Below are 26,337 nucleotides of genomic sequence, written 5' to 3' on the forward strand. Positions count from 1 at the left end.
CCCCGGCCGACATCGCCTGAGCCGGCCGCCGGGTCGCCCCGCCTAAGCCGGCCGCGCTGCCCGAGCCGGCCGCGCTGCCCGAGCCGGCCGCGCTGCCCGAGCCGGCCGGTGTCCGTTACTTGGCCAGGTTGGTCAGGAAGCGGGAGACGATCGGGACCGCGGCCTCCGACCCCGCCCCGCCCTTCTGCACCATCACGGCGAACGCCACGTCGCCCTGATAGCCGATGAACCACGAGTGGGTGTCCTCGGTGGCCTCGCTGAACTCGGCCGTGCCGGTCTTGCCGAACACCGGGCCGCCCGGCACGCTGCGCAGGGCCGTGGCCGTGCCACCCGTCACCACCTCGCGCATCATCTTGCGCAGCGCCGTCACCGACGGCTGGTCGAGGCTCGCGCCGTCGGCGGCGGGCGCGGCCGGGGCCGGGTCGAGCACGAGTTTGGGCTGCTTGAACTGGCCGCGGGCGATCGCGGCCGTCGCGCCCGCCATGGCCAGCGGGCTGACCGCGGTCGCGCCCTGGCCGAAGGTGGCCGCGGCCAGCTCGGTCGGGCTGTCGGCGGGGGAGAGCTTGCCGCTGAACGCCTCGACGCCGAGATCCCACTTGCCGCCCAGGCCCACCGCCTCGGCCGCCGTACGCAGCCCGTCCGCGCCCAGCTTGGGGGCCAGCCCGACGAAGGCCGTGTTGCACGATTTGGCGAAGTCCACGTGGAACGGCACGTTGCCCAGGACCATGTCGTGGGAGTTCTTGAACTGGCGGCCACCGACCACAGCGATCTTGGGGCACGCCACGACCGAGTCGGCCGTCGCGGCTTTCTTTCGCAGGATCCCGTACGTGGAAATGGCCTTGAACGTGGATCCGGGGGCGACCTGGCCGGTGAGGGCGGTGTTGACCCCGCCGCCGTCGGGCCCGTTGGCCACCGCGAGCACCGACGAATCGCTGACCTTGATGGCCACCAGCGAGCTCGGCTGCTTCTCGCCGGCCAGCGCCTGATCGGCCGCGACCTGGGTCTTCACGTCGATGGTGGTTTTGATCGGCTTGCCCGCCACCGGATCGGTCCGGAAGATCTCCTTGGGGGCCATCTCCTCCTGACCCGTGCCGTTCGCCTGGTCGCCGTCGGTGCCGCCGCTGATCGCCACCGAGACCCCGGCCGTGCCGCGCAGCGCGGTGTCGTATTTCTGCTGGAGCCCGCCGTGACCCACGGTGTCGCCCTGCACGAGCGTTTGCGGGTTCTTCTGGAGGTCTTCGGCGGTCGCGGCGTCGACCGTGCCGAGCAGCGCGCGGGCGAAGATCCTGGTCGGCGCGAGCTCGCGGTCCTCCTTGATGAAGGCCGTGCCGTTCAGCGCCCGCAGGCCGGGCCGGATCTTGTTGTAGTCGGGCTCGCGCAGCGTGATGAGCTCGAGGAAGGACTCGGGCTGGGCGTTCTTGATCCGGTCGGCCAGATTGGTTGTGTCGACCGTGACGCCGATCTTTTTGAACTCGGCGGCCAGCCCGGCCCGCAGCTTGGCCAGGTCGGTCACCTTTTGCGGCTCGACCCCGACCTGGATCACCGTGCGCGGGGTGACGATCGGCTGGCCGGCCGCGTCGAGGATGCTCGCGCGGTCGGCCGGCAGGCGGAGCACCGAGAACTTGTCGCCGCTGGTCAGGTCGCTGTGCAGCACCGAGGGCTCCCACACCACGCGCCAGCCGTCGCTGTTCTGCTTGGTCAGCCGCACGGTGCTCTGGTAGGACCATTTGACGTCGCCGGGCAGTGTCCAGTCGAGCTTGAGGCCGCTGGTCGCGTTGTCGCCGGTGGTCTTCGGCTCGCCGTCGGCGGTGACCGTGAGCGGCTGCTTGGCGAGCTCGCCCGAGACCGTCTTGATCTGCTCCAGGACGGCCGGCGCGGCGATCTTGCCGCCGTCGGCGCCGACGAATCCGACCTTGCTCAGGTCGCCCGCCTTCCAGCCGGCCACGAAGTCGGCCAGGGTGCCCTCGGGGCCGTCCTTCGAGCAGCCGGCGAGGCCACCGGCCACCAGGGCCAACGTGACGGCCGCCCCGACGGCGCGGTGCACGGATCGGTACGGACCGCGGTGCATGGGAACCTCTTTCGCCGGGTATCGGCCGGAACGTAGGAGACGGTAGTGAACCGGTGCACGTTCCGCTGACCCCACTCCGGTGAGATAGGTCAAATCCGCCGCCCATCGGCCCGTTCACACCGCGGCTGTCCTAGTGCCCGGCGCGGGGCTCTAGGCTGTCCTCGACACGTTGAACCCACAGTGTCGTGGGTGAGGGGAGCGCCAGAGCCATGGCTGTCGCCGACGAGGCAGCGACCGAAACCGATGCCGACAACGATCTCATCGCCGGGCCGGGCCTTGCCCTGACCGGTCGCCTCGGCGCCAGCGCCGAGGAAGGGGATCTCGACGAGACGCTGCCCAACGGGGAGCGGCTCATCGCCCAGGCGGTGGAGGTGGCCGGCGACGACCACGCCACCGCCTCGCTCGTGGGGCGGTATTGGCGGTTCGCGCCGGACGAAGAACTGGTGGGCCTGACCCCGCAGGAGATGTACGACGCCGCGATCAGCCACCGTGAGCTGGCCGCGACGCGCCTCCCGGGAGAGCTCAAGCTCGCGATCACGCCGCCGGGCGGGTCGCAGTGCCACACCATCCTGCAGGTCGTCACCGACGACATGCCGTTCCTGGTCGACTCGGTGATCGCGCTGCTCTCCGCGCACCAGCAGCAGGTGCATCTGCTGGTGCACCCGTTGATCGTGGTGCGCCGGGAGCCGCTGGGCGCCCTCGGCGAGCTCGCCGCCGACGTCGAGCCCGACGACGCGATCGACGGCGACCTGGTCGAGAGCTGGATCCGCATCGAGCTCGACCCGATCCGCAGCCCCGAGGCCCGCGAGCAGCTGCTCAACGAGGTGCGCCGGGTGCTGACCGACGTGCGCGACGCGGTCGAGGACTGGCCCCGCATGCGGCAGCGGGCCCTGGTCATCGCCGACGAGCTGGCCACGGCCCGCGGGTCCGAGCGTAAGCTGCCGGTGCCCGACAAGGACGTCACCGACTCGATCGAGCTGCTCAAGTGGCTGGCCCACGACCACTTCACGTTCCTGGGCTATCGGGAGTATCACCTCGACGGCGACGTGCTGACCGCCGTCGCGGGCACCGGACTGGGCATCCTGCGGGGCGACGGGCGGCCGCGCAAGCTCTCCACGATGGCCGACGAGGCGTTCCAGCGGGCCCTCGAGAAGCGCCTGCTCGTGATCACGAAGGCGAACTCGCGGGCCACCGTGCACCGCTCGGCCTACCTTGACTACATCGGCGTCAAGATCTTCAACGAGGCCGGCGAGGTGGTCGGCGAGCGTCGCTTCCTGGGCCTGTTCAGCTCGTCGGCCTATCGCACCAGCGTGCGTGAGCTGCCGGTGGTCAAGCGCAAGGTCCGCGAGGTGCTCGACCGCTCCGGCCTTTCCCCGCGCGGGCATTCCGGCAAGGACCTGCTGCAGATCCTCGAGACGTACCCGAGGGACGAGCTCTTCCAGATCAAGACCGATGACCTGTACGAGGCGGTGATCGGCGTGCTGCGCATGGCGGGCCGCCGCCAGTTGCGCCTCTTCCTGCGGCGCGACGGGTACGGCCGGTTCATCTCGTGCCTGATCTATCTGCCGCGCGACCGGTTCACGACCGGCAACCGGCTGCGCATGCAGGAGATCCTGCTGCGCGAGCTCAACGGCGTGGGCGTCGACTACACGACCCGGGTGACCGAGCGGATGCTGGCCCGGGTGCACTTCATCGTGCGTACGGATCCGGCCGACCCGCCGGGCCAGATCGACCCCAACACGCTGGCCGAGGCGCTGGCCGACGCCACCCGCATGTGGGACGACGACTTCTCGCTGGTGCTCGAGCGCAAGCTGGGCGAGGAGGCGGCCCGCGACCTGTTCGCGCGCTATGCGACGGCCTACCCCGAGAGCTACAAGGACGGCCACACCCCGTACGAGGGAATGCAGGATCTGGCGAAGCTCGAGCTGCTCGAGGAGGAGGGGCAGCTCGAGATGCACCTCTACCGCAAGCGGCGGCCCGGGCGCGACGGCGTGCTCGAGGCCGACGACCACGACATCCGGTTCAAGGTCTATCGGTACGGCGAGCCGATGATGCTCTCGGCGGTGCTGCCGGTGCTGCACTCGCTGGGCGTCCAGGTGATCGACGAGCGGCCGCACGAGATCCGCCGCACCGACGGCACGATCTACCTCTACGACTTCGGGCTGGAGCCGCCGGCCGCGCATCGCGAGCTGGCCGAGGTGCGGCCGCAGGTGGAGAACGCGTTCGCGGCCGCCTGGCGGGGCGAGGCCGAGGTCGACGGGTTCAACGAGCTGGTGCTGCGGGCCGGGCTCACCTGGCGGCAGGTGGTGGTGCTCCGGGCGTACGCGAAATATCAGCGCCAGACCGGGTCGGTGTTCTCGCAGCGGTATCTCGAGTCGACCTTCATCGCCTATCCCGAGATCGCGCGCCTGCTCGTCCGGCTGTTCGAGACCCGCTTCTCGCCGCGGCTCGAGGCGGGCGAGACCGAGCGCGGCCGGATCGCCGACGAGCTCGTCGAGCGCATCACCGCCCTGCTCGACGACGTCGACAGCCTCGACCAGGACAGGATCCTCCGGTCCTACCTGACCCTGATCCAGGCCACCCTGCGCACCAGCTTCTTCCAGCGCGGGGCCGACGGCCGCCCGAAGTCGTACATCGCCTTCAAGCTCGACCCGACGGCCATCCCCGACCTGCCGCAACCCCGCCCCAAGTACGAAATCTTCGTGTATTCGCCGCGCTTCGAGGGCGTGCACCTGCGGTTCGGCGCCGTGGCCCGCGGCGGTCTGCGCTGGTCGGATCGGCGCGAGGATTTCCGCACGGAGGTGCTCGGCCTGGTCAAGGCGCAGATGGTGAAAAACGCGGTGATCGTGCCGGTCGGTGCCAAGGGTGGCTTCGTGCTCAAGCAGAAGCCGGGCGACCGCGACGAGGCGGTGGAGTGCTACAAGCGCTTCATCACGGCGCTGCTCGACGTCACCGACAACATCCTCAGCGGCAAGATCATCCCGCCCCGCGACGTGGTGCGCCACGACGGCGACGACCCCTATCTGGTGGTCGCCGCGGACAAGGGCACGGCCACGTTCAGCGACATCGCCAACGAGATCTCGGTGTCCAAGGAGTTCTGGCTGGGCGACGCGTTCGCCAGCGGCGGCTCGGCCGGCTACGACCACAAGAAGATGGGCATCACCGCCCGCGGCGCGTGGGAGTCGGTCAAGAAGCACTTCCGCGACCTGGGCGTCGACACCCAGCGCGAGGACTTCACCGTGGTCGGCGTGGGTGACATGTCGGGCGACGTCTTCGGCAACGGCATGCTGCTCAGCGAGCACATCCGGCTGGTGGCCGCGTTCGACCACCGGCACATCTTCCTCGACCCCACGCCCGCCGCTCTCGAGTCGTTCAATGAGCGGAAGAGGCTGTTCGATCTGCCGCGGTCCTCATGGGACGACTACGACCGGTCGCTGCTCTCGGCCGGCGGGGGCATCTATCCCCGTACGGCGAAATCGATCCCCGTCTCGCCCGAGGTGCGCGCGGCGTTGGATCTCGGCGAGGCGGCCACGATCAGCCCGGTCGAGCTGATGCGGGCCATCCTGCGCGCGCCGGTCGATCTGCTGTGGAACGGCGGCATCGGCACGTACGTGAAGGGTGCGGCCGAGACGCACGCCGACGTGGGCGACAAGACCAACGACTCGATCCGGATCAACGGCGGGCAGCTGCGGGTGCGGGTGGTCGGCGAGGGCGGCAACCTGGGGCTGACCCAGCGCGGACGGATCGAGTTCGCGCGGTCCGGCGGGCGCATCTACACCGACTTCATCGACAACACGGCCGGGGTCGACTGCTCCGACCACGAGGTCAACATCAAGATCCTGCTGGGCGGCGCGGTCACCGACGGCGAGATGACCCTGCCCGAGCGCGACGAGCTGCTGGCCACGATGACCGACGAGGTGGCGGCGCTCGTCCTGCGCGACAACTACGAGCAGGCCAACGCGCTCGGCAACGCGCGGGCGCAGGCCCACTCGCTGTTGCCGGTGCACCGCCGGTTGCTCGACGACCTCGAGTCCAGCGGCCAGCTCAACCGTGAGCTCGAGGCGCTGCCGACCGACGCCGAGCTGGCCGCCCGCTACGACGCGGGGGACGGGCTCACCGCTCCGGAGTTCGCGGTCCTGCTGGCGTACGTGAAAATCAGTTTGGAACGCGAAGTGCTGGCCGACGAGATCGTCGACGAGGCCTGGACCAACAGCGTGCTCAGCCGCTATTTCCCGACGCCGCTGCGTGAACGGTGCGCGGGGCGGATGTCCGGCCACCGGCTGCGCCGCGAGATCATCTCGACCGCCCTGGTCAACGAGGTGGTCAACCGGGGCGGCACGTCGTTCGTCTATCGCGCGATGGAGGAGAGCGGGGCCTCGGCGGCCGACGTGATCCGGGCCTACACGGTGATCCGGGAGGCGTACGGGCTGGCCGGCATCTGGGCCGACGCCGAGGCGCTCGACAACAAGGTGCCGACCGAGGCGCAGACCCTGGTCTTCCTGGAATCGCGGCGGCTGCTCGACCGGGCGGTGCGGTGGCTCGTCAGCACCCGCCGCTCGCCGATCGACGTGGCCGGCGAGATCGCCAAGCTGGGCGCCGGGATCCAGACGTTGCTGCCGCAGATGCCGCAGGTGCTGCGCGGCATCGAGCGCCGGTCGATGGACGAGCACATCGCCACGCTGGTCAACAAGGGCGTGCCGATGGACCTGGCCGAGCGGGTCACGTGGTGCAACTACGGTTTCGGCCTGCTCGACATCCTCGAGACCGGGGTCGGCACGGGCAAGCCGCCGGTCGAGGTGGCCGGGGTCTACTTCGCCCTGTCCGAGCGCTTCCACATCGACCAGCTGCTCTCCCACATCTCGTTCCTGCCCCGCGGCGACCGGTGGCAGACGCTGGCCCGCATGGCGCTGCGCTACGACCTGTACGCGGCGCTGGCCGCCCTGACCGCCGAGGTGCTGCAGTCGACCCCGTCGGACGCCACGGCCGACGAACGGGTCTCGGAGTGGGAACGCGTCAACGCGGCCTCGATCGCCCGAGCCGCCAACGCGATGGGCAATGTGGCCGACACCCCGGCCGAACTGGCCGCGCTGTCGGTGCTGCTGCGCCAGATCCGCACCCTGGTCAAGACGTCCGCAGCCTGACCTGACCGCTGAGAGGGGCCGCCTTTGTGCGGCCCCTTTCGCATGCCCCGGTCCGCCCGCGCCGCCTTCTACCCGGCCCCGCGCCGCCTTCTACCCGGCCCCGCGCCGCCTTCTACCCGGCCCCGCGCCGCCTTCTACCCGGCCCCGCGCCGCCTCCCGCCCCGCCCCGCGCCGCCTTCCGCCCGCGTCGCCCCGCCCTCCGTCCTGCCCCGCTGGCCGAGCCCTCCGCCTCCCCTGGTACCCCCAAGGGGTATAGGGTAGTGAGCATGGAGCGGGTGATCGAGCTGGAGATCGGCGGGATGACGTGCGCCGCGTGCGCCAACCGCATCGAGAAGAAGCTGAATCGGATGGACGGCGTCACCGCGACCGTGAACTACGCCACCGAGAAGGCCCGCGCCACCGTGTCCGCCGCGTTCACCGCCGCCGACCTGATCGCCGTGGTCGAGAAGACCGGCTACACCGCGGCCGAGCCGCAGCCCCTCGAGGCGGCCAAGCCCGAAGCCGCGAGGGACACGCTCCGCGACCGGCTTGTGATCTCCGCTGCGCTGAGTGTTCCCGTCATCGTGCTGGCGATGGTGCCGGCCTGGCAGTTCGACTACTGGCAGTGGTTGTCCTTGACGCTGGCCGCGCCCGTGGTCGCGTACGGGGGCTGGCCTTTCCATCGGTCGGCCTTCGTCAACCTGCGGCACGGCGCCGCCACGATGGACACGCTCGTCTCGATGGGGACGCTGGCCGCGTTCGGGTGGTCGGTGTGGGCGCTCTTCCTCGGCGACGCGGGCATGCCCGGAATGTCGCACCCGTTCTCGCTGACCGCCCGCGAGGGTGACGCGATCTATCTCGAGGCGGCCGCCGGGGTCACGACGTTTCTGCTGGCCGGCCGCTATCTGGAGGCCAGGGCCAAGCGGCATGCGGGCGACGCGCTGCGGGCGCTGCTCTCGCTCGGGGCCAAGCACGTCACGATCCTCGACGGCGGCCGGGAGCGGGTGATTCCGGCCGCTGAGCTTGTCGTCGGGGCCCACTTCCTCGTGCGCCCGGGGGAGAAGGTCGCCACCGACGGCGTGGTCGAGGAGGGGTCGTCGGCCCTCGACGTGAGCCTGCTGACCGGCGAGTCGGTTCCGGTCGAGGTGCGCCCGGGCGACCCGGTGACCGGCGCGACGATCAACGAGGGTGGCCGGCTCGTCGTCCGGGCCACCCGGGTCGGCGCCGACACGCAGCTGGCGCAGATGGCCCGCCTGGTCGAGGAGGCGCAGAACGGCAAGGCGGCCGTGCAGCGGCTGGCCGACCGCATCTCGGGCGTCTTCGTGCCGGTGGTGATCGCGCTGGCGGTGGGAACGCTCGGCTTCTGGCTCGGCACCGGGCGCGGCCCGACAGCCGCCTTCACCGCGGCCGTCGCCGTGCTGATCATCGCGTGCCCGTGTGCCCTGGGGCTCGCTACGCCTACTGCGCTGCTGGTGGGCACGGGCCGGGGCGCGCAGATGGGGATTCTGATTCGCGGGGTCGAGGCCTTGGAGTCGACCCGTCGCGTGGACACGATCGTGCTCGACAAGACGGGCACGGTCACGACGGGCCGGATGTCGGTGGCCGCAGTGGTGCCGGTCGACTCACCTCATCGCGGCGAATCCGAAACGGCGGACTCGGTGATTCTGCGGCTGGCGGGAGCGGTGGAGGCCGCCTCGGAGCACCCCATCGGCCGGGCGATCAGCGAGGCGGCCCGCGTGGCCGGGCCGCTGGCGGCAGTCTCGGACTTCCGGGCGACGGCCGGGGTCGGCGTACGGGGAATGGTTGAAGGTCGTGAAGTTGTGGTGACGGCCGGCAGGCCCGCGTCGCCGGCGGCTTCCGGTGGCGACGGTGCCGGGGTGCCGGTCGAGCCGGAGGCGGCCACCTGGGTCGAGGTCACCGCGGACGGGACGGTTCTCGGATGGATCGCGCTGGCCGATGCCGTACGGCCGACCAGCGCCGCCGCCGTGGCTTCCCTGAAGGGGCTCGGGCTGACGCCGATGCTGGTCACGGGTGACTCGCCGGCGGTGGCGTCAGTGGTGGCCGCCGAGGTCGGGATCACCGAGGTCGAGGCCGGGGTGCTGCCCGCGGGCAAGGTCGACGTGGTCAAGCAGCTGCAGGCGCGGGGCCGCTCGGTGGCCATGGTCGGTGACGGCGTGAACGACGCGGCCGCGCTGGCCCAGGCCGACCTCGGGCTGGCGATGGGCGCCGGCACCGACGTCGCCATCCAGGCCTCGGATCTGACCCTCGTGCGCGGCGACCTGACCGCGGCCGTCGACGCCGTACGCCTCTCGCGGCGCACCCTGGGCATCATCCGCGGCAACCTGTTCTGGGCGTTCGCCTATAACGTCGCCGGCCTCCCGCTGGCCGCCGCCGGCCTGCTCAACCCCATGATCGCCGGCGGCGCGATGGCCTTCAGCTCGGTCTTCGTCGTGCTCAACAGCCTGCGCCTGCGCCGTTTCCGCCCCGCCTGAGTCGTGCTCAACAGCCCAGCGCCTGCGCCGTTTCCGCCCCGCCTGTAACGATCACGAACTGTCAAGATTGCGGTACGGCCACCGCCTCCCCCGGCCACCCTGGGAAATGGGGGTAACCCTACGCCGATGTCAAGCTGCTCGCCGGTGGCCTGTGGACAAGCCGGCTGGCCTGTGGATACAGCGTGAGCCGGGTCGCGGCGGATTGCTCCCGAAATCCACTGCCGCGCCCGGCTCACCGTCTGCGTCGCGGAGACTCGGCCTGGTCCCGTAGGCCGAGTTGGTCCGCGACGTCCCCAGACCCACCTGCGGACATAACGCTACGTGCCGGCGGGCGGACGCCGGAAGCTCCGCGTACGCGAAATGGCCGTTCGGTCACCACGACCCGGGCGACAGATCCGGATAAGTGTGGACACGAGGGCATAAAGCCCGATCAGCGATTACTCACCGTGAAGACGACCGAGCACTACCCACGGTGATCAGTCGTCCTTACGCACCGTCTCGATCAGGGCCAGCACCTGGCGCAGGGCCGGTCGCAGCACCCGCAGCCGCGACAGCGACACCATCCGGTCGATCAGCGGCACCGCGCCGTCGATCAGGCGCCGGGTGCGCCGCTGGCCGGGCGACTTGTCGTACACCCAGAACAGGATCACGCCCATCCAGCCCAGCCAGAGCAGCTCGGGCAGCTCCTTGCGCAGCTCGGGGTCGAGCTTCGCGGTCGAGCCGTCCACCACGTCGCGGAAGATCGCGATGGCGGCCTCGCGGGCCGGCGACGACTCCTTCGAGAACGGGCTCAGCGGCGACGTCGGCTCGGCGGCCGACTTGAAGAACGTCGCCGCGAACGAGTGATAGGGCTCGTTGACGTCGATGCCCGCGTGCAGCACGCCGCGCAGCCGGGGCGCCAGCTCCTTCTCGGTGGTCAGCACGGACTCGGCGGCGACCCGGTGCGCGACCTGATTGCGGTCGTAGAACCCCTGGATCAGGTGTTCTTTGGAATCGAAGTAGTAATACGCGTTGCCGACCGCGACCCCGGCCTCCTTGGCGATGGCCCGCATGGTCGTCTCGGTGTAACCCCGCTCGCGGAACAGCCGCAGCGCCGTCTCGAGGATCAGCTGACGGGTCTGCTCGCCCCGCGCCCGCCGGGGCTTCTCCGCGGGGTCGGGTTCAGCGGCAGCGGTCGTCACACCCGTCACCGTAGTCCCCCGCGGCGGAGCCGAAGTCCTCCGGCGCGGAGTCGAAGTCCCTCGTACGGACTCTGACCGCCGACGCCGCGGCGATGAATGCCCGCGCCGCGCCCGACCCCATCCGCTCCGACAGCCCCCGATAGTCGGCCAGCGCCCACAGGCAGGCCGCCCAGGCCCCCTCGCCGGTGTAGACCGACCCCTCGTCCCCGATCACGGTGATGTCCCGCAGCGTCGCCTCGTGGTCGAGCCCCGGGAACCGATACCGCGCCTCCGCCGACCCGGCCGGCACGAACTCCAGGGGTACGAGCTGGGCCCGCCCCTGGAGCCATTTGCGCGCCGTACGGCAGATCGGGCACCCGCCGTCGTAGAGCACTGTGAAGGAGGTGATGGCCCGGCCGCCCCCTCGTCCGGCCGGGCCATCCTCGGTGGTGGTCATGCCCGGGCCGGCGGCGGGCCCTGCGGCGGCATCGGCGGGTGCATCGGCAGGCGCCCGGCCGGCGGCAGCGGTGGCACGCTCTGCTGCTGACGCAGGCGCCCGCGGCGGTAGCGACCGAGGAAGAACACGTTGAGGAAGTGCAGGGCGCCCAGCACGAGCAGCACCAGCCCGACCTTGCTGGACAGGGTCTCGAGCGCCTCGCTGGTGTCCGCGATCGTCTGGCCCGACCGCATGGTGACCGTCACGTAGCCCAGGTTGAGCAGGTAAAACCCCATGACCAGCAGTTGGTTGATCGCCTTGGCCAGCTTCTCGTCGCCGAACACCTCGGCCAGGAAGACCATGCCGTTGCGCGAGAGCGTGGTGGCCACCCAGACGGTGAGCCCGATGCTCACCGCGAGATAGACCAGGTACATCCAGACCTTCGGGTCCATCGGAACGCCTTTCTCGAACGTGTTCAACTTTCTGAGGACAGCGTAAGCCCACGACTTGAACATGTTCAAGTGGTGTGACGTGGAAGGCAGGAGAGGCAGAAAGAAAGAGCGGCCCGTACGAGACGGGCCGCTCGGAAATGCGAGTTCTACAGCGCAGCAAGCCCCAGGGCCTCGGCGGCGGCCCGCCCGTTGGCCAGGCTCGCCCCGTGGGTCGTGACGAAGGCCCGCGCCCGAGCCGGCCGCCAAGCCGACGGCCAGCCCATCTCGACGACTCCCACGGTGTGGGCGGCCGAGAGCTGCTCGATCAGGGCCCGGTGCGATTCCTGCCGGTGGGTGTGCCGGCCCACCACCACGATCGGCCGAGCGCCCGCGTGCGCCGTCAGCTGGGCGGCCGACGCGGCGGCGGCCTCGACCTCGACCTGCTCGACCCCGTCGAGGTGCGGGGCCAGGCCCCACGGCACGACGCCCTCGGCGATCGAGTAGCCCGACGCCAGCTGCACGACCAGCGGCGACGAGAGGCCGGTGAGCGACCCCTCGACCCGCACCGCGCGCCGGGCCGCGGCCAGCCCCAGGTCGTCGGCCACGGTCACCGCTGTACGGGGGGATGCCGTCCATGCGGCGAGCGCGGTGTTGCGGGCCACTGCCTGCTCGAGGCGAGCCGCCGGCACCCCGGCCACGATCGCCGCGACCACGGCCTCGACCAGTTCGTGGGTGACCTCGGCGCCGATGCAGAGCAGATCGGCGCCGGCGGTCAGGGCCCGTACGGCGGCCTGGGGAATGCCCCCGGCGGCGGCCGCGGCCCCCGCCATCTCGAGGGCGTCGGTGACGATCACGCCGTCGAAGCCCAGCGTCGAGCGCAGCAGATCCTGCAGGGCGGCCGTGCTGAAGGTGGCCGGGTCGTCGCCGGTCAGCACCGGCACCCGGATGTGGGCCGACATGACGGCCTTGGCCGACCCGGCGACCGCGGCGAAGGGCGGCAGGTCACGCGTCTCGAGGAGCTCGCGGGGCACGTCGACGGTCGGCAGCGAGAGATGCGAGTCGGTGACGGTCGCGCCGTGGCCCGGGAAGTGCTTGGCGCACGCCGCCACCCCGGCCGACTGCAGCCCGTCGACCGCGGCGCGCGCGTGCCGGGCCACCAGCAGCGGGTCGGCGCCGAAGGACCGCGTGCCGATGATGGGGTTGTCGTCGGCCGTGTTGACGTCGACGGTGGGGGCCAGGTCGAGGTTGATCCCGGCCGCCACGAGGTCGGCGCCGATCGCCGCGTACACCGCGCGGGTGAGATCCTCGTCGTCGACCGCGCCGAGCGCCGCGTTGCCGGGGTAGGGGCTCCCGGTGCGGTGCGCGAGCCGGGTGACGTCGCCACCTTCCTCGTCGATCGCGATCAGCGCGTCCGGGCGGCCTTCGCGCAGCCGGGCGGTCAGCGCGGCCACCTGGGCGGGGTCGGCGACGTTGGTGCCGAAGAGCGTGTGGCCTGCCAATCCTTCGCCCAGGAGGGTGACGGCCCAACCGGGAGCGTTCCCACCTTTGAAGGCCGCCAGCAGGGTGCCGAGAGCGAGGCGGCGGAGTGCGGGGTCGATCGCCATGATGTCCTTCCGGTGACGCAAGTCTGGTCTGTGCACCCCGCGAGCTGCCATGATCGCTCGGTGTCGGGCCCGATACAGGGGCGCCGCTAATCTAATAGGAAACTATCCTAAAAAGTAGAGGATCCTGCCATGGCCTCCACCCGCCTTCCGGGCACGCCCCGGCTGCTGCGCGCGCTGAACGACCGCGCGGCGCTGGAACTGCTGCTCAACCGGGGTCCGCTGACGCGTGCGCAGCTCGGCGAGATGACCGGGTTGAGCAAGGTCACCGCGTCCCAGCTGGTGGAGCGCCTGGAGCAGCGCGGCCTCGTGCGCCGGGTCGGCGAGCAGGCCGGCGGCCGCGGTCCCAATGCCCAGCTGTACGCCGTGACCCCCGGCAGCGCGCACGTCATCGGCGTCGACGTCGGCCCCGATCGGGTGGTCGCGGCCTGCGCCGACATCACCGGCTCGATCATCGGCCGGGTCGAGCAGTCCACCAAGGACACCGACGACCCGGTCGGCGTGGTGCACAACGCCGTGGTGCAGGCCGCGACCGACGCCGGCACCGACATGACCTCCGTACGCCGGGTCGTGCTGGGCACCCCGGGCCTGGTCGACCCGGAGAGCGGCGAGATCTCGTTCGCCTGGGACCTGCCCCGCTGGCATCGCGGCCTGCTCGACGACCTGCGCCGCGACCTGAGCACGACGGTGGTCTTCGGCAACGACGTGAACATGGCGGCCGTGGCCGAGTCGAGCACCGGCGCCGCCGCCGGCGTCAAGGACTTCGTGCTGATCTGGGCCGGCCGTGGCGTCGGCCTGGCCAGCGTCATCGACGGCCGCCTGCACCAGGGCAGCACCGGCGCCGCGGGCGAGATCGGCTATCTGCCTGTGGCCGGCGCCGAGGTGCCCCGGCATCTGGGCCGCAAGGCGACCAAGGGCGGCGTGCGGGGCGCGTTCCAGAGCATCGCGGGCGCCGACGCGGTCAAGGCGATCGGCAAGAAGTACGGCTTCCGGGGCGTGGAGGCGGCCGACGTCGTGCGCGACGCCGTCGAGGCGGGCCCGGCCGGCGAGCCGGTGCTCGACGAGCTGGCCGCCCGGCTGGCCCTCGGCGTGGCCGCGACCTGCGTGGTCCTCGACCCGCCGCTGGTCGTGCTGGCCGGCGAGGTGTCGCAGGCCGGCGGTCCGGCCCTGGCCGCGCGGGTCGAGAACGAGGTGGCCTCGATCACCCTGGTCAACCCGAAAGTGGTGATCACCGGGGTCGAGGCCGAGCCCGTCCTGCACGGCGCTCTGCACACCGCCCTCGGGGCCGTACGCGATGAGGTGTTCGGCTCGACCACCGCATGAAGGCCACCGCCTGAGCGGTCGTACTCGTGCGTGGTTGGATGGACGCGTGCGAAAGCCCGACGAAGACACTGTCATCGCCTTCGACCAGGTCAGCGTGATCCGCGGCGGAAACCATCTGGTCCGCGGCCTGACCTGGCAGGTCGAGCTGGACGAGCGGTGGGTGATCCTGGGCCCGAACGGCGCCGGCAAGACCACGGCGCTCAACCTGGCCTCGGGCCGGCTGCATCCGTCGCGGGGCACGGCGTGGGTGCTCGGCGAGCGCCTCGGCCGCACCGACATCAACGAGCTGCGCACCCGGATCGGCCTGGCCACCGGCCAGTTCGCCGAGAGCGTGCCGCCGAGCGAGCGGGTCGTCGACGTCGTGGTGACCGCCGCCTGGTCGGTGGTCGGGCGCTGGCGTGAGTCGTACGACCCGCAGGACGAGGCCCGCGCCCGGCAGCTGCTCGAGCAGCTCGGCATGGGCGCGCTGGCCGAGCGCGAGTTCGGCACCCTCTCGGAGGGCGAGCGCAAGCGCACCCTGATCGCCCGGTCGCTGATGACCGACCCCGAGTTGATGCTGCTCGACGAGCCGGGCGCCGGGCTCGACCTGGGCGGCCGCGAAGACCTGATCGCCCGCTTGACCGAGCTCGCCCTCGACCCCGACTCGCCGGCGATGGTGCTGGTCACCCATCACGTCGAGGAGATCCCGCCCGGCTTCACCCACGGCCTGCTGCTGCGCGAGGGCACGATCGTCGCGGCCGGGCTGCTGGGCGAGGTGATGACCGCCGACAACCTGTCCAAGACGTTCGGGCTGCCGCTGATCGTCGACCGGTTCGGCGACCGTTACGCGGCGCGGGCGGCCTGACCCGCATGGCCCCGCGGATCGTCGTCGCCGGCAGCGCGAACATGGACCTGGTCGGGCTGGCGCCGCGCCTGCCCCGGCCGGGCGAGACCGTGCTCGGCGACGACTTCCTGATGATGCCCGGCGGCAAGGGGGCCAACCAGGCGATCGCGGCCACCCGGGCCGGTGGTCACACGGTGTTCCTGGGCGCGATCGGGTCGGACGCGTTCGGCGTCAACCTCAACGCCCGGCTGCACGGGGCCGGCGTCGACATGCAGCACGTACGCACGAGTTACGGCGCGTCCGGCGTTGCGGTCATCATGGTCGACCACCAGGGCGAGAACTCGATCCTCGTCGCGCCCGGGGCCAACAACGCGTTCGTCGGCCTGACCGCCGCCGAGCGGGCCGCCATCGCCGCCGGTGACGTGCTGCTGTGCCAGCAGGAGATCCCGGTCGAGACGGTGGTCGCGGCGGCCCGCGCGGCTCGCGACGGCGGCACCCGCATGGTCCTCAACGCGGCGCCCGCCCGGGCCCTGCCCGAGGAGCTGCTGGCCTGCATCGACCTGCTGGTCGTCAACGAGACCGAGGCGCTGGCCGTGACCGGCGGCGCCGAGATCGACGTGCCCGGCCTGCTGGCCCTGGTGCCGCGGGTGGTGCTGACCCAGGGCGGCAGCGGCTCGCGCTACGCCGACCGCGAGGGCCGCGACGAGACCGTGCCCGCGTTCCACGTCGAGGTCACCGACACCACCGCGGCCGGCGACGCCTTCACCGGGGCGCTCGCCGTGGCCTGGGGCGAGGGCCGCGACCTGGTCGAGGCGGTGCGCTGGGCCAACGCCGCGGGCGCCGCGTGCGTCCGGCGGATGGGCGCCTCGAACGCCCTGCCCACCCGCGACGAGATCGACGAGGTCTTCCGGGCCGGCTAGCTGGCCCGGGCCGTGGCGACGAAGCGGCTCACCTCGGAGCGCAGCACCTCGGCCAGCTGCGAGAGCCCGGCGGTGCCCGGTGCCCCGCCCCCGTCGACAGCCGTCGCGATGCCGTTCACCAGCCCGCTCATCTCGCGGATGCTGTTGGTCACCGCCTCCAGCACGGCCACCGCGTCGGCCGCGGCGTCCTGCACGGTGTTCACCTGGCCGAGGATCTCGTCGCTGGACGAGCTGGTCTCGGCGGCCAGGTTCTTGACCTCGCCCGCCACCACGCTGAAGCCGAGCCCGGCCTCGCCGGCCCGGGCCGACTCGATCGTCGCGTTCAGCGCGAGCAGCCGGGTCTGCTTGGCCACCTGGTTGATCAGGTCGACCGCCTTGCGGATCTGGTCGGACGCGCTGCGCAACGAGGTGACCGTGGTCAGCCCGCGCTCGGCCTCGGAGACCGCGTCGCGGGCGAAGTCGGCCAGCCCGTTGGCCGACGCGCCCATCTCGGTCGCCGCCGTCGCCACCTGCTCCGAGACGGTCAGCACGGCCGACTCCAGCTCGTCGGCCAGCGCGACCCGGGCCCCGGCGGCCTGGGCGACCTGGTCGGCGCTGACGCTCATGGCCTTGAACGAGGTGGTCATCTGGTCGGCGGTGTGCCGGAAGGCGCCCTGCAGCCCGCGGGTCAGGATGCGGCGGTGGAAGCGGCCCTCGGCGGCGGCGGTCGAGGCGGCGCCGGCCTCGCGCAGGAACGCGTCGCCGGTGTCGAGGAAGTTGTTGAGCGCGGCGCGGGCGGCGACGGCCTCGGGGGAGTCGCCGATGTCGGGCAGGCGGGCCTCGAGGTCACCGGCGGCGGCCCGGCGGCAGACGTCGGCAATCAGCGCCAGGGCGGCGTCGGTCATGCGCTCGTCCGGTTGGTCAGGGTCCACACGAACTCGTCGTACGTCTGCCCGCCGAGCTCGCCCAGCAACGCCTGCCAGCCCGCCTCGACCGCGGCCGGGGTGGTCGCCTGCCGCTGCTCCGTCGCGCGGATCCGGTCGTAGAGGCGCTTGACCTCGGCCACCGCCGCGGGTTCGGGCAGCCGCCGGTTGGAGTGATAGCCGGCGAGCCGCCCGTCGGGGCCGAACGACGGCGTCTTGAAAAGTCAGGAAAGTCGGACTGTCAGCGGGCGACGCGGCGGGCCCAGAGCACGAGCGGCACCTGCAACGGCAGCCGCCCGAAGGCGATCGCACGCTTGCCCGGGGAGGCGTGGCGCCAGTCCACCGCCATCTTGACGTTGGCCGGGAAGACCCCGACGAAGAGCGCCGCGGCCGCCGTCCCACCCCATTTCCTCGTACGGGGGTGGACGATCGCCGCGGCCACGGCGAGCTCGGCCGCACCGCTCAGATAGGTCCACGTGCGGCGCCGGCCGGGCAGTGAGCGCGGCACGATCGAGTCGAACGGGCGCGGCACGGCGAAGTGCAGCACTCCCGTGGTGGTCAGCAGCGCGGCCAGGGCGACGGCATCCTTCTTCACGGGTCGCATATTACCGGCGAGTAGCCGGTTCCAGCGCGCGTTGCAGGGCCCGATAAATGCGCCCGAACCGGGCCGCGTCGGGGGTGCTGAGCAGCAGCACGTCGCCCGCGGCGGTGCGGGCCCAGATCTCCCGCACGCGGCTGCCCCGGTCGTACGAGCGGTCGACACGCTCGAGCAGGACGTCGGCCAGCGGCGCAGTGGCCAGCCCGACCAGCACGCCCCCGCCGGCCAGGGCGATCGTGGTGGCGGTGGAGGCGTCGATGACCAGCGCGACCAGCACGGCCAGCAGCCCGACGGCGAGCGGCGTGAGGATCGCCAGCCCGGTCACGCCGCGGCCGGCGATCGTGCTCCAGGACCGGCGGCCGCGCGTGTGCCACACCTGGAGCAACTCCTCCAGGCGCAGATCGCGGCCGTGCATCCGGACCCCGGTGGAGGTGATCCACACGTCCGGATCCCGGTAGTAGGTGGTCATCTTCATCTGAGGTACCCGTCGTAGGCTGGCCTGAACCAATCTTCAGGGGAGGCGCGCGGTGGGCGAGTTCGTGACGTTGGAGACTACCGACGGCATCGGCACGATCCGGTTGGATCGTCCTCCGATGAACGCGCTCAATACGCAACTGCAGGAAGAGTTGCGGGCCGCCGCGCATTCCGCCACCACCGACGAGCAGGTCAAGGCCGTCATCGTGTACGGCGGGGAGAAGGTCTTCGCCGCGGGCGCCGACATCACCGAGTTCACGAAGGTGGGCTATCCCGAGATGGCCGTGCGGGCGGCCGCGCTGTCCAGCGCGTTCGACGCCGTGGCCCGCATCCCCAAGCCGGTCGTGGCCGCGATCACCGGCTACGCCCTGGGCGGCGGCTGCGAGCTGGCGCTGGCCTGCGACTGGCGGGTCGTGGCGGACGACGCCAAGCTGGGCCAGCCCGAGATCAAGCTCGGCATCATCCCGGGTGCGGGCGGCACCCAGCGGCTCGCCCGGCTGATCGGCCCGGCCCGCGCCAAGGATCTGATCTTCTCGGGCCGCATGGTCGACGCCGAGGAGGCGCTGCGCATCGGGCTGGCCGACCGGGTCGCCCCCGCGGCCGAGGTCTACGCCACGGCGGCCGCGCTCGTCCGGCCGTACGTGTCGGGCCCGTCCCTCGCCCTGCGGGCCGCCAAGCTGGCCGTCGACGGCGGGCTCAACACCGACCTGGCCTCCGGCCTGGCGCTGGAGTCGCAGCTGTTCGCCGGTCTGTTCGCCACCGACGACCGGGTCGAGGGCACCGCGGCGTTCGTCGAGAAGCGTAAGCCCACATTTACTGGGCGTTAGGCCTCGACCCCATCGATCCTTTGCCATAAAGTCCGCAATGTGGAACCGGTTCCGGTCACGCGCAAGGTGCGCCGCACCGTGCGCATGGCCGTTGCGCTGGTGGTCGGCCAGGCGATGCTGTGCGCGCTGATCGGCTGGCTCACGCTGGGCCGCCACCAGTCCGAGCCGGCCCGCTCGCCCGGTTCGGCAGTGGTCGACCAGCTCGCCGTCCCGCCGCTGGCTCCCACCGGCGCCACCTCGGCGCCGCCGCCCCCGTCGCGCAGCGCCATCTCGGCCACCAAGCAGACCCGCAAGCCGGCGTCGATCGTCTCGCCGCGCCCGGCGCCGGCCCGCAGCACCTCCGCCATTCCCGCTGCCCCGCCCCGCAGCCCCGAGCCGATCCTGGCGCCGCCGGAGGACCCCGAGGTCGTGCCGCCGGTGCCGCCCACCACGTCGCCTACGCCGCTCCCGAAACCCCCGCTGTTGCCGACCTCACCGGCGTCCACGCCGATGCCCTCCGAGTCGCCCGGCTTCGTGCAAGATCCCGTACGGGTGGGGGACGAATGCCACCCGGTGGGCGCTTACGGGCGAACCGTCGAGGGCGACCTCGTGCGTTGCACGCGTGACTGGCGGCACGGGCCGCGCTGGAAGATCGTGTGACGGCGGGTACCCCCTAGACTCAGGGAATGGCCATCGACCAAGGTGAGCCGAAAAGGCATGCCCTCGGCGTGGACTTCGGCACCTCGAACACCGTCGCGGTGGCGCGCTGGCCCGACGGCCGCGCGCGCCCGATCCTGGTCGACGGCTCGCCGCTGCTGCCCTCGGCCGTCTATGCCGAGCCCAGCGGCGCGCTCGTGGTCGGCCGCGACGCGGTGCACAGCGCCCGGCTCGACCCGGTGCGCTTCGAGCCCAACCCCAAGCGCCGCATCGACGACGGCACGGTGCTGCTGGGCGAGCAGGAGTTCCCGGTCGTCGACCTGATCGCCGCGGTGCTGGCCCGGGTGGCCGAGGAGTGGCACCGCGCGGTCGGCCCGGTGCTGCCCGACGTCACCCTGACCTGCCCGGCCACCTGGGGCGCGACCCGCCGCTCGCTGCTGGCCGAGGCCGCCGCCCGGGCCGGGCTGACCAACGCCCGCCTGGTCGCCGAGCCGGTCGCCGCGGCGACGTATTTCGCCGAGGTGCTCGGCCGTGACGTGCCGATCGGCTCGGTCGTGGTGGTGCACGACTTCGGCGCCGGCACGTTCGACGCCAGCGTCGTCGCCCGTACGGCCTCGGGCTTCGAGGTGATGGCGATCGACGGGCGCGACGACATCGGCGGCCTCGACATCGACGCGGCCATCGTCGAGCACCTGAAGACCAGCGAGTGGGAACGGCTGCTCGAGCCGACGACGGCGCAGGAGCGGCGGGCCCAGCGCCAGCTGTGGGAAGAGGTGCGGATCGCCAAGGAGCGCCTCTCGCGGGCCCAGTCGGCCGATTTCGTGGTGCCGCTGCTCGACACCGAGGTGCACCTCACCCGCGACGAGCTCGAGAAGCTGGCCCGCCCGGTGCTCGACCAGACCATCCGGGTCACCAAGGGCCTGCTCGACTGGGCCGCCCTGCCCGAGGGCCGCCTGGCCGGCGTGTTCCTGGTCGGCGGCGCGAGCCGGATCCCGCTGGTGGCCACGCTGCTGCACCGCGAGCTGGGCGAGGCCCCGGTGGTGATCGAGCAGCCCGAGCTGGTGGTGGCCGAGGGCAGCATCCTGGCCGACGCGGCGATGCTGGCGACCGGCGCGGCCGCACCCGGCCTGACCTCGGAGCTGCGGCTGGTCTCCACGGGCCGGGCCGAGTCGGCCACCGTACGGGTGGCCACCGCGACCGTGCGCGTGCCCGGCACGACGGGCCTGCAGCCGGCGGTCGACCCCTGGCCCGATGCCGACCACGGCTGGGTCCCCGACCCGCACGCGACAGTGCCGACGCCGAAGCCGAAGTTCGAGCCCCCGGTCTCGACACCCCCGGTCGCGTCGTCGCCCCCGGCCAGCCCGCCCTCGCACGGCATGGCCGCGGTCCGCCCGGTCTCGTCGCGGCCCGTCTCGCCGTCCCGCCCGCCGATCTCCCGGCCGCGCCCCCAGCCGCAGGTCTCCCAGGCCGTCCGGCGCACCAAGAAGCGGGGCGGGTTCCTGCGCGCGCTGCAGATCCTGTTCAGCACCGCGATCATGATCCTGGTGCCGCTGGCCGCCCTCGTGATCGCGTACGGCTACGGCAACGGCAAGCCGATCCTGGTCGACGCGGAAAACCTTTGGGAAGACATCCGAAGCCTGCTCGGCTTCTGAGGTGACTCACGGGTAACGTGCGGCTACACCGGCGACGAGGCTGAGGGGTAGCACACGATGGCAGAAGTGATCGAGGGGCACGGCGGCGAGCTGGCGCTGGCCGCGGCGCGGGCGTTCGGGGTGAACGAGATGTTCACGCTGTCCGGCGGGCACGTGTTCCCGCTGTACGACGCCGCGCACAAGACCGACTTCCCGATCTACGACGTGCGCCACGAGCAGACCGCGGTCTTCGCGGCCGAGGCGGTGGCCAAGCTGCAGCGCCGGCCCGGCCTCGCGGTGCTCACCGCCGGCCCCGGCGTGACCAACGGCATCTCCGGCCTGACCAGCGCGTTCTTCAACGCCTCGCCGGTGCTCGTGCTGGGCGGCAGGGCGCCCGCCTTCCGCTGGGGTGCGGGCAGCCTGCAGGAGTTCGACCACGTGCCGCTGGTCGCCCCGGTCACCAAATACGCGGCCACGGTCGGCGACACCGACGCGATCGCGGGCGAGGTGCGCGCGGCCCTGACCGAGGCGCTCACCGCCCACCGCGGCCCGGCCTTCCTCGACATCCCGCTCGAGGTCGTCTTCTCCAGCGGCGAGGCCGCGGCCCCCGGCGAGCCGGCCGTCCCGGTGCTCGAGGCCGACCCCGACGAGGTCGCAAAGGCGGCGTCGCTGCTGGCCACGGCCCAGCGGCCGGTGATCATCGCGGGTTCCGACGTGTGGGGCGGCAACGCGATCGCCGAGCTGCGGGCGGCCGCCGAGGCGCTGCAGGTGCCCGTGTTCACCAACGGCATGGGCCGCGGCGCGCTGCCGCCGTCGCACCCGCTCGCCTTCGCCAAGGCCCGCCGGCCCGCGCTCAACGAGGCCGACCTGGTCTGCGTGATCGGCACCCCGCTCGACTTCCGGCTCGGCTTCGGCGAGTTCGCCGAGGCGCGGGTGGTGCACATCGTGGACGCGCCGAGCCAGCGGGCCACGCACGTCGAACCGGTGGTCTCGCCCGCCGGCGACCTGCGGCGCATCCTGGCCGCGATCGCGGACTGGCCGGGCGACCGGGCCGATCACACGGAGTGGATCTCGGGGCTGCGCTCGGCCGAGGACGCGGGCAAGGCGCGCGATGCCGAGGCGATGGCGGCCGAGACCGACCTGATCAAGCCGGCCCGCATCTACGGCGAGCTGCGCAAGGTGCTCGCCCCCGACGCGGTGACCATCGGGGACGGGGGCGACTTCGTCTCGTACGCGGGAAGGTATTTGGAGCCCGCGCAGCCCGGCACCTGGCTCGACCCGGGTCCGTACGGGTGTCTCGGCACCGGCATGGGCTATGCGATGGGGGCCCGGGTGACCTATCCCGACCGCCAGATCTGCGTGCTGATGGGCGACGGGGCGGCCGGCTTCTCGCTGATGGACGCCGAGTCCCTGGTCCGGCAGGGGCTCCCGGTCGTCATGGTGGTCGGCAACAACGGCATCTGGGGTCTCGAGAAGCACCCCATGCAGGCCATGTACGGCTACGACGTGGCAGCCGACCTGCAGCCCGGCCTGCGCTACGACGACGTGGTCAAGGCGCTGGGCGGCGCGGGGGAGACGGTCGAGAAGGCGGCCGAGATCGGCCCGGCCCTCGAGCGCGCCTTTGCCGCCGGGGTGCCCTACCTGGTCAACGTGCTGACCGACCCCGGCGACGCCTACCCGCGCTCGTCGAACCTCGCCTGACGCCTCAGTCCTCCTCGCGGTTGTTGAGATCCTTCTCCCACTGGGCGAGCATCTCGCGATCGCGCTTCGACTGCTCGGTGTCGACCGAGCGGAGGAAGTCGGCGTCGTCGTCCGGCGAGGCCGGAGCGGGGCGCCTGCGCACGATCCCGCCCTCGACGGGAGCGGGCCGCGGGCGTCCCCAGAAGAAGTACGCGAGCGGGCCCAGCAGGGGGATGAGAAGGATCACCAGCACCCACACCACGCGGGGGGCGTTGCGGACGCGAGCAACCGACAGACAGCTGATCAGCGCCAGCACGAAGAGCACCAGCTGCACGGCAGCCAAGAAGATGAACAACCGGACCATGAGGCAATGATGACGCGCTCCGGCCGATCCGGCGACGATCAGAGCGTGACAATGACCCCCGCGAGCACCGCGAGGGCGACTGTGGTCAGGGCGTACGCGGTGATCGAGCGCCGGCCGCGGTGCGGCGGGCGGCGGCGCAGGGCCCGGGCTCGGCGGTAGGCCAGGGCGACCAGGACCGACCAGCCGAGGCCGGCCAGCGCCGCGGTGATCCACTGGGCCGGGCCCGCGTCGGGGTGGAAGGCGGGCCGGGCGGCGAGCAGGAAGACGACGGCGCCCGACAACGCCGTACGCCGCCAGGCGAGCCGGGTGCGCTCGGCCGCCGCGCCGTGGTCGGGCGGCTCCGTCATCGGGGGCTTTGCAGCACTACCGCCACGATCAGCAGCAGCGCGCCCAGCGCCACGACCACGGCCAGGAAGGCCGGGAACCGCGAGCCGGGCAGCTCCTCGCCCAGCCGCATCGCCCGCTCGGTGCGGGCCCAGTGATCGACCGCCCGCAGCGCCACCAGGCCACCCAGCACGAGCAGCGAGATGGCGATGATCTCGCGCAGATAGGCGATGGGCAGCGGCGGCAGGAACTGGGCGCAGCCGAGCCCGCCCGCGACCAGCGCCAGGCCGGTGCGGATCCAGGCCAGGAACGTGCGCTCGTTGGCCAGCGAGAACCGGTAATCCGGGGTGCGGCCGACGGTGGGCGTCTTCTCCGGGTCTATCCATTGCCGCAGCGCACCGAACACAGGGAGATTATTGACCTCTGGGGTCAAGAAGAGCGGGCCCAGAGGGTGCGGACTTCGTCACTCACGCAGGCCTCGCGCAGGTGGCCGCACTTGCACCACGGTGAGTCGGGGTCCACTCGGCCATGGGTCTCCAGCACCATGCCGGGGCCGCGTGGTAGACGATGTGAGGCGGACGGAAGCAACCCGTCGGCCAGTGGAGTGGTAAGGCCGGACATTTCGTACACCTCCCTACACCGACTGTAGCGATTCGGCGGTCGGGGCGGGTGAGGTGAGTCACTCTTCGTGGCCGACGACGCCTAAGCTACCGACGGGTAACCTGTCGGGAGGCGTCCGGCCGCAACGGTGCGTTCACAACAGGAGGTCGTAGGAGCGCGATGAATATCGTCGTACTGGTCAAGCAGGTGCCCGACTCCGGTGCCGAGCGCACGCTGAGCGCCGACAACACGGTCGAGCGCGCGTCGGCGAACAACGTCATCAACGAGATGGACGAGTACGCCATCGAGGAAGCCTTGAAGATCAAGGAGGCGCACGGCGGCGAGGTCACCGTCCTGACGATGGGGCCGGCCGGTGCGACCGAGTCCATCCGCAAGGCGCTGAGCATGGGCCCCGACAAGGCCGTGCACGTCTCCGACGACGCGCTGCACGGCTCGTGCGCCGTCGCCACCTCCAAGGTGCTGGCCGAGGCGCTCAAGACCCTCAACGCCGACCTGATCATCGCCGGCGCCGAGTCGACCGACGGCCGGGTGCAGGTCATGCCGCACATGCTGGCCGAGCGGCTGGGCGTCGCCGCGCTGACCGGCGCGCGCAAGCTCACCGTGGACGGCTCGCAGCTGACCGTCGAGCGGCAGACCGACGAGGGCTACGAGGTCGTCACCGCGGCCACCCCGGCCGTCGTCAGCGTGTGGGACACCATCAACGAGCCGCGTTACCCGTCCTTCAAGGGCATCATGGCCGCCAAGAAGAAGCCGGTGCAGGCGCTCACGCTGGCCGACCTGGGCATCTCTGCCGACGAGGTCGGCGCGGCCGGTGCCACCAGCGCCGTGCTCGAGTTCGCGCCGCGCCCGCCGCGCTCGGCCGGCACCAAGGTCACCGACGAGGGCGACGGCGGCGCGCAGCTGGTCGCGTACCTCGCCACCGAGAAGTTCGTCTGAGCCGGGGGAGAGGGAATCATGGCTGAAGTACTGGTCGTCGTCGAGAACGGCGTCAAGAAGGTCACGCTCGAGATGCTGACCATCGCCCGAGGTCTGGGCGACGTCTCCGCCGTCGTGTTCGGTGAGGCCGACACGGCCAAGCTGGGCGAGTACGGCGCGGCCAAGGTCTACGTGGCGTCGGGCGACGACGTGGACGGTTACCTGGTCGCTCCCAAGGCGGCCGTGCTGGCCGACCTCGTACGGGAGAAGCAGCCCGCCGCGGTGCTGCTGGCCTCCACGCAGGAGGGCAAGGAGATCGCCGGTCGGCTGGCCGTCAAGCTCGACAACGGGCTGCTCACCGACGCGGTCGAGGTGGCCGCCGACGGCACCGCCACGCAGGCCGTCTTCGCCGGCTCGGGAATCGTCAAGTCCAAGGTCACCAAGGGCCTGCCGATCGTGACGATCCGCCCCAACTCGGTCACCCCGGTTGCCGCGGCCGCGACGCCCGCCGTCGAGCAGCTCACCGTCGCGGTGTCCGATGCCGACAAGCTGACCAAGGTGGTCGAGCGGGTCGTCGAGCAGAAGGGCTCGCGCCCCGAGCTGACCGAGGCCGGCATTGTCGTCTCCGGCGGCCGCGGCGTGGGCAACGCCGACAACTTCAAGCTGGTCGAGGAGCTGGCCGACCTGCTCGGCGGCGCGGTCGGCGCGTCCCGCGCGGCCGTCGACTCCGGCTTCTATCCGCACCAGTTCCAGGTCGGTCAGACCGGCAAGACGGTCTCCCCGCAGCTGTACGTCGCGCTCGGCATCTCCGGCGCGATCCAGCACCGGGCCGGCATGCAGACCAGCAAGACGATCGTCGCGGTCAACAAGGACCCCGAGGCCCCGATCTTCGAGCTGGCCGACTACGGCGTGGTCGGCGACCTGTTCAAGATCGTCCCGCAGGCGGCCGACGAGATCCGCAAGCGCAAGTAAGTCCCGATCGAGCGGCCCG

The 26,337-nt window shown here is 71.9% G+C and carries 23 protein-coding genes; 11 read left to right on the plus strand and 12 right to left on the minus strand.

The features are described 5' to 3' along the window. Window positions 1-115: 115 nt before the first annotated feature. A complete protein-coding gene (locus JKJ07_RS12760) occupies window positions 116-2,068 on the minus strand; it encodes a penicillin-binding transpeptidase domain-containing protein (RefSeq protein WP_202991652.1) in 1,953 nt (650 codons plus the stop codon). Window positions 2,069-2,277: 209 nt separating this feature from the next. Between JKJ07_RS12760 and JKJ07_RS12765 the strand changes: the two genes are divergently transcribed. Together JKJ07_RS12765 and JKJ07_RS12770 are read left to right on the plus strand one after the other, a co-directional pair. Continuing rightward, complete coding sequence (locus tag JKJ07_RS12765) at window positions 2,278-7,209, plus strand: NAD-glutamate dehydrogenase (protein ID WP_202991653.1); 4,932 nt, start codon at window positions 2,278-2,280, stop codon at window positions 7,207-7,209. A 266-nt stretch (window positions 7,210-7,475) separates the two neighbouring features. After that, window positions 7,476-9,680, plus strand: a complete 2,205-nt coding sequence (locus JKJ07_RS12770) for a heavy metal translocating P-type ATPase (RefSeq protein WP_202991654.1) — start codon at window positions 7,476-7,478, stop codon at window positions 9,678-9,680. A 476-nt stretch (window positions 9,681-10,156) separates the two neighbouring features. Here JKJ07_RS12770 and JKJ07_RS12775 read toward each other — a convergent pair whose 3' ends face one another. The 4 genes from JKJ07_RS12775 to JKJ07_RS12790 form a co-directional block, all read right to left on the minus strand. Then, a complete protein-coding gene (locus JKJ07_RS12775) occupies window positions 10,157-10,861 on the minus strand; it encodes a TetR/AcrR family transcriptional regulator (protein ID WP_202991655.1) in 705 nt (234 codons plus the stop codon). Next, complete coding sequence (locus JKJ07_RS12780) at window positions 10,842-11,297, minus strand: thiol-disulfide oxidoreductase DCC family protein (protein ID WP_202991656.1); 456 nt, start codon at window positions 11,295-11,297, stop codon at window positions 10,842-10,844. Before JKJ07_RS12780 ends, JKJ07_RS12775 begins: the two co-directional genes overlap by 20 nt. Beyond that, window positions 11,294-11,728: a hypothetical protein gene (locus tag JKJ07_RS12785; RefSeq protein WP_202991657.1), complete on the minus strand. Its 435-nt coding sequence runs from the start codon at window positions 11,726-11,728 to the stop codon at window positions 11,294-11,296. Before JKJ07_RS12785 ends, JKJ07_RS12780 begins: the two co-directional genes overlap by 4 nt. Window positions 11,729-11,874: 146 nt before the next feature. Continuing rightward, entirely contained in the window at window positions 11,875-13,311 is a 1,437-nt protein-coding gene (locus tag JKJ07_RS12790) for a glycoside hydrolase family 3 protein (RefSeq protein ID WP_202991658.1), read from the minus strand. Window positions 13,312-13,440: 129 nt separating this feature from the next. Here JKJ07_RS12790 and JKJ07_RS12795 point away from each other — a divergent pair, with 129 nt between their 5' ends. The 3 genes from JKJ07_RS12795 to JKJ07_RS12805 are packed head-to-tail and all read left to right on the plus strand — an operon-like array spanning window position 13,441 to window position 16,374. Beyond that, window positions 13,441-14,631, plus strand: coding sequence for an ROK family transcriptional regulator (locus JKJ07_RS12795; protein WP_202991659.1), 1,191 nt, complete (start codon window positions 13,441-13,443; stop codon window positions 14,629-14,631). Beyond that, complete coding sequence (locus JKJ07_RS12800) at window positions 14,603-15,475, plus strand: ABC transporter ATP-binding protein (protein ID WP_202991660.1); 873 nt, start codon at window positions 14,603-14,605, stop codon at window positions 15,473-15,475. Before JKJ07_RS12795 ends, JKJ07_RS12800 begins: the two co-directional genes overlap by 29 nt. Window positions 15,476-15,480: 5 nt before the next feature. Continuing rightward, complete coding sequence (locus JKJ07_RS12805; protein ID WP_202991661.1) at window positions 15,481-16,374, plus strand: ribokinase; 894 nt, start codon at window positions 15,481-15,483, stop codon at window positions 16,372-16,374. On the opposite strand, the gene JKJ07_RS12810 is transcribed toward JKJ07_RS12805, so the two are convergent. From JKJ07_RS12810 to JKJ07_RS12825, 4 genes are all read right to left on the minus strand, one after another. Next, window positions 16,371-17,285 carry a methyl-accepting chemotaxis protein gene (locus JKJ07_RS12810; RefSeq protein ID WP_307834225.1) on the minus strand — a complete coding sequence of 305 codons (915 nt, stop codon included), beginning with the start codon at window positions 17,283-17,285 and terminating at the stop codon, window positions 16,371-16,373. The two genes, JKJ07_RS12805 and JKJ07_RS12810, sit on opposite strands and share 4 nt — an antisense overlap. Next, on the minus strand, window positions 17,255-17,419 hold the full coding sequence (locus tag JKJ07_RS12815; RefSeq protein ID WP_202991662.1) for a hypothetical protein: 165 nt from the start codon (window positions 17,417-17,419) through the stop codon (window positions 17,255-17,257). The genes JKJ07_RS12810 and JKJ07_RS12815 overlap by 31 nt, the downstream gene beginning before the upstream one ends. Before the next feature lie 98 nt (window positions 17,420-17,517). After that, window positions 17,518-17,871, minus strand: coding sequence for a DoxX family protein (locus tag JKJ07_RS12820; protein ID WP_202991663.1), 354 nt, complete (start codon window positions 17,869-17,871; stop codon window positions 17,518-17,520). Between the two features lie 10 nt (window positions 17,872-17,881). After that, window positions 17,882-18,349, minus strand: a complete 468-nt coding sequence (locus tag JKJ07_RS12825) for a DUF6232 family protein (RefSeq protein ID WP_307834226.1) — start codon at window positions 18,347-18,349, stop codon at window positions 17,882-17,884. 52 nt (window positions 18,350-18,401) lie between these two features. On the opposite strand from JKJ07_RS12825, the gene JKJ07_RS12830 reads away from it, so the two are divergent. From JKJ07_RS12830 to JKJ07_RS12845, 4 genes are read left to right on the plus strand one after another with little or no spacing between them, the layout of a single operon-like run. Continuing rightward, complete coding sequence (locus tag JKJ07_RS12830; protein WP_202991664.1) at window positions 18,402-19,175, plus strand: enoyl-CoA hydratase/isomerase family protein; 774 nt, start codon at window positions 18,402-18,404, stop codon at window positions 19,173-19,175. A 39-nt stretch (window positions 19,176-19,214) separates the two neighbouring features. After that, complete coding sequence (locus tag JKJ07_RS12835; RefSeq protein WP_202991665.1) at window positions 19,215-19,814, plus strand: hypothetical protein; 600 nt, start codon at window positions 19,215-19,217, stop codon at window positions 19,812-19,814. A 26-nt stretch (window positions 19,815-19,840) separates the two neighbouring features. After that, window positions 19,841-21,463 (plus strand): Hsp70 family protein, encoded by a 1,623-nt coding sequence (locus JKJ07_RS12840; protein ID WP_202991666.1) that lies wholly within the window; start codon window positions 19,841-19,843, stop codon window positions 21,461-21,463. A gap of 57 nt (window positions 21,464-21,520) precedes the next feature. Next, window positions 21,521-23,143, plus strand: coding sequence for an acetolactate synthase (locus tag JKJ07_RS12845; protein ID WP_202991667.1), 1,623 nt, complete (start codon window positions 21,521-21,523; stop codon window positions 23,141-23,143). Between the two features lie 4 nt (window positions 23,144-23,147). On the opposite strand, the gene JKJ07_RS12850 is transcribed toward JKJ07_RS12845, so the two are convergent. The 3 genes from JKJ07_RS12850 to JKJ07_RS12860 are packed head-to-tail and all read right to left on the minus strand — an operon-like array spanning window position 23,148 to window position 24,216. Continuing rightward, entirely contained in the window at window positions 23,148-23,486 is a 339-nt protein-coding gene (locus JKJ07_RS12850) for a PLDc N-terminal domain-containing protein (protein WP_202991668.1), read from the minus strand. 38 nt (window positions 23,487-23,524) lie between these two features. After that, complete coding sequence (locus JKJ07_RS12855) at window positions 23,525-23,833, minus strand: DUF202 domain-containing protein (RefSeq protein WP_202991669.1); 309 nt, start codon at window positions 23,831-23,833, stop codon at window positions 23,525-23,527. Next, window positions 23,830-24,216: a YidH family protein gene (locus JKJ07_RS12860; protein WP_202991670.1), complete on the minus strand. Its 387-nt coding sequence runs from the start codon at window positions 24,214-24,216 to the stop codon at window positions 23,830-23,832. The genes JKJ07_RS12855 and JKJ07_RS12860 overlap by 4 nt, the downstream gene beginning before the upstream one ends. A 374-nt stretch (window positions 24,217-24,590) precedes the next feature. Here JKJ07_RS12860 and JKJ07_RS12865 point away from each other — a divergent pair, with 374 nt between their 5' ends. Next, entirely contained in the window at window positions 24,591-25,367 is a 777-nt protein-coding gene (locus JKJ07_RS12865; RefSeq protein WP_202991671.1) for an electron transfer flavoprotein subunit beta/FixA family protein, read from the plus strand. Window positions 25,368-25,385: 18 nt separating this feature from the next. Continuing rightward, window positions 25,386-26,318 carry an electron transfer flavoprotein subunit alpha/FixB family protein gene (locus JKJ07_RS12870; protein WP_202991672.1) on the plus strand — a complete coding sequence of 311 codons (933 nt, stop codon included), beginning with the start codon at window positions 25,386-25,388 and terminating at the stop codon, window positions 26,316-26,318. Window positions 26,319-26,337 lie beyond the last annotated feature (19 nt).

It is taken from the genome of Paractinoplanes lichenicola (assembly GCF_016785085.1).
In the GTDB taxonomy this organism is placed as follows: domain Bacteria; phylum Actinomycetota; class Actinomycetes; order Mycobacteriales; family Micromonosporaceae; genus Actinoplanes; species Actinoplanes lichenicola.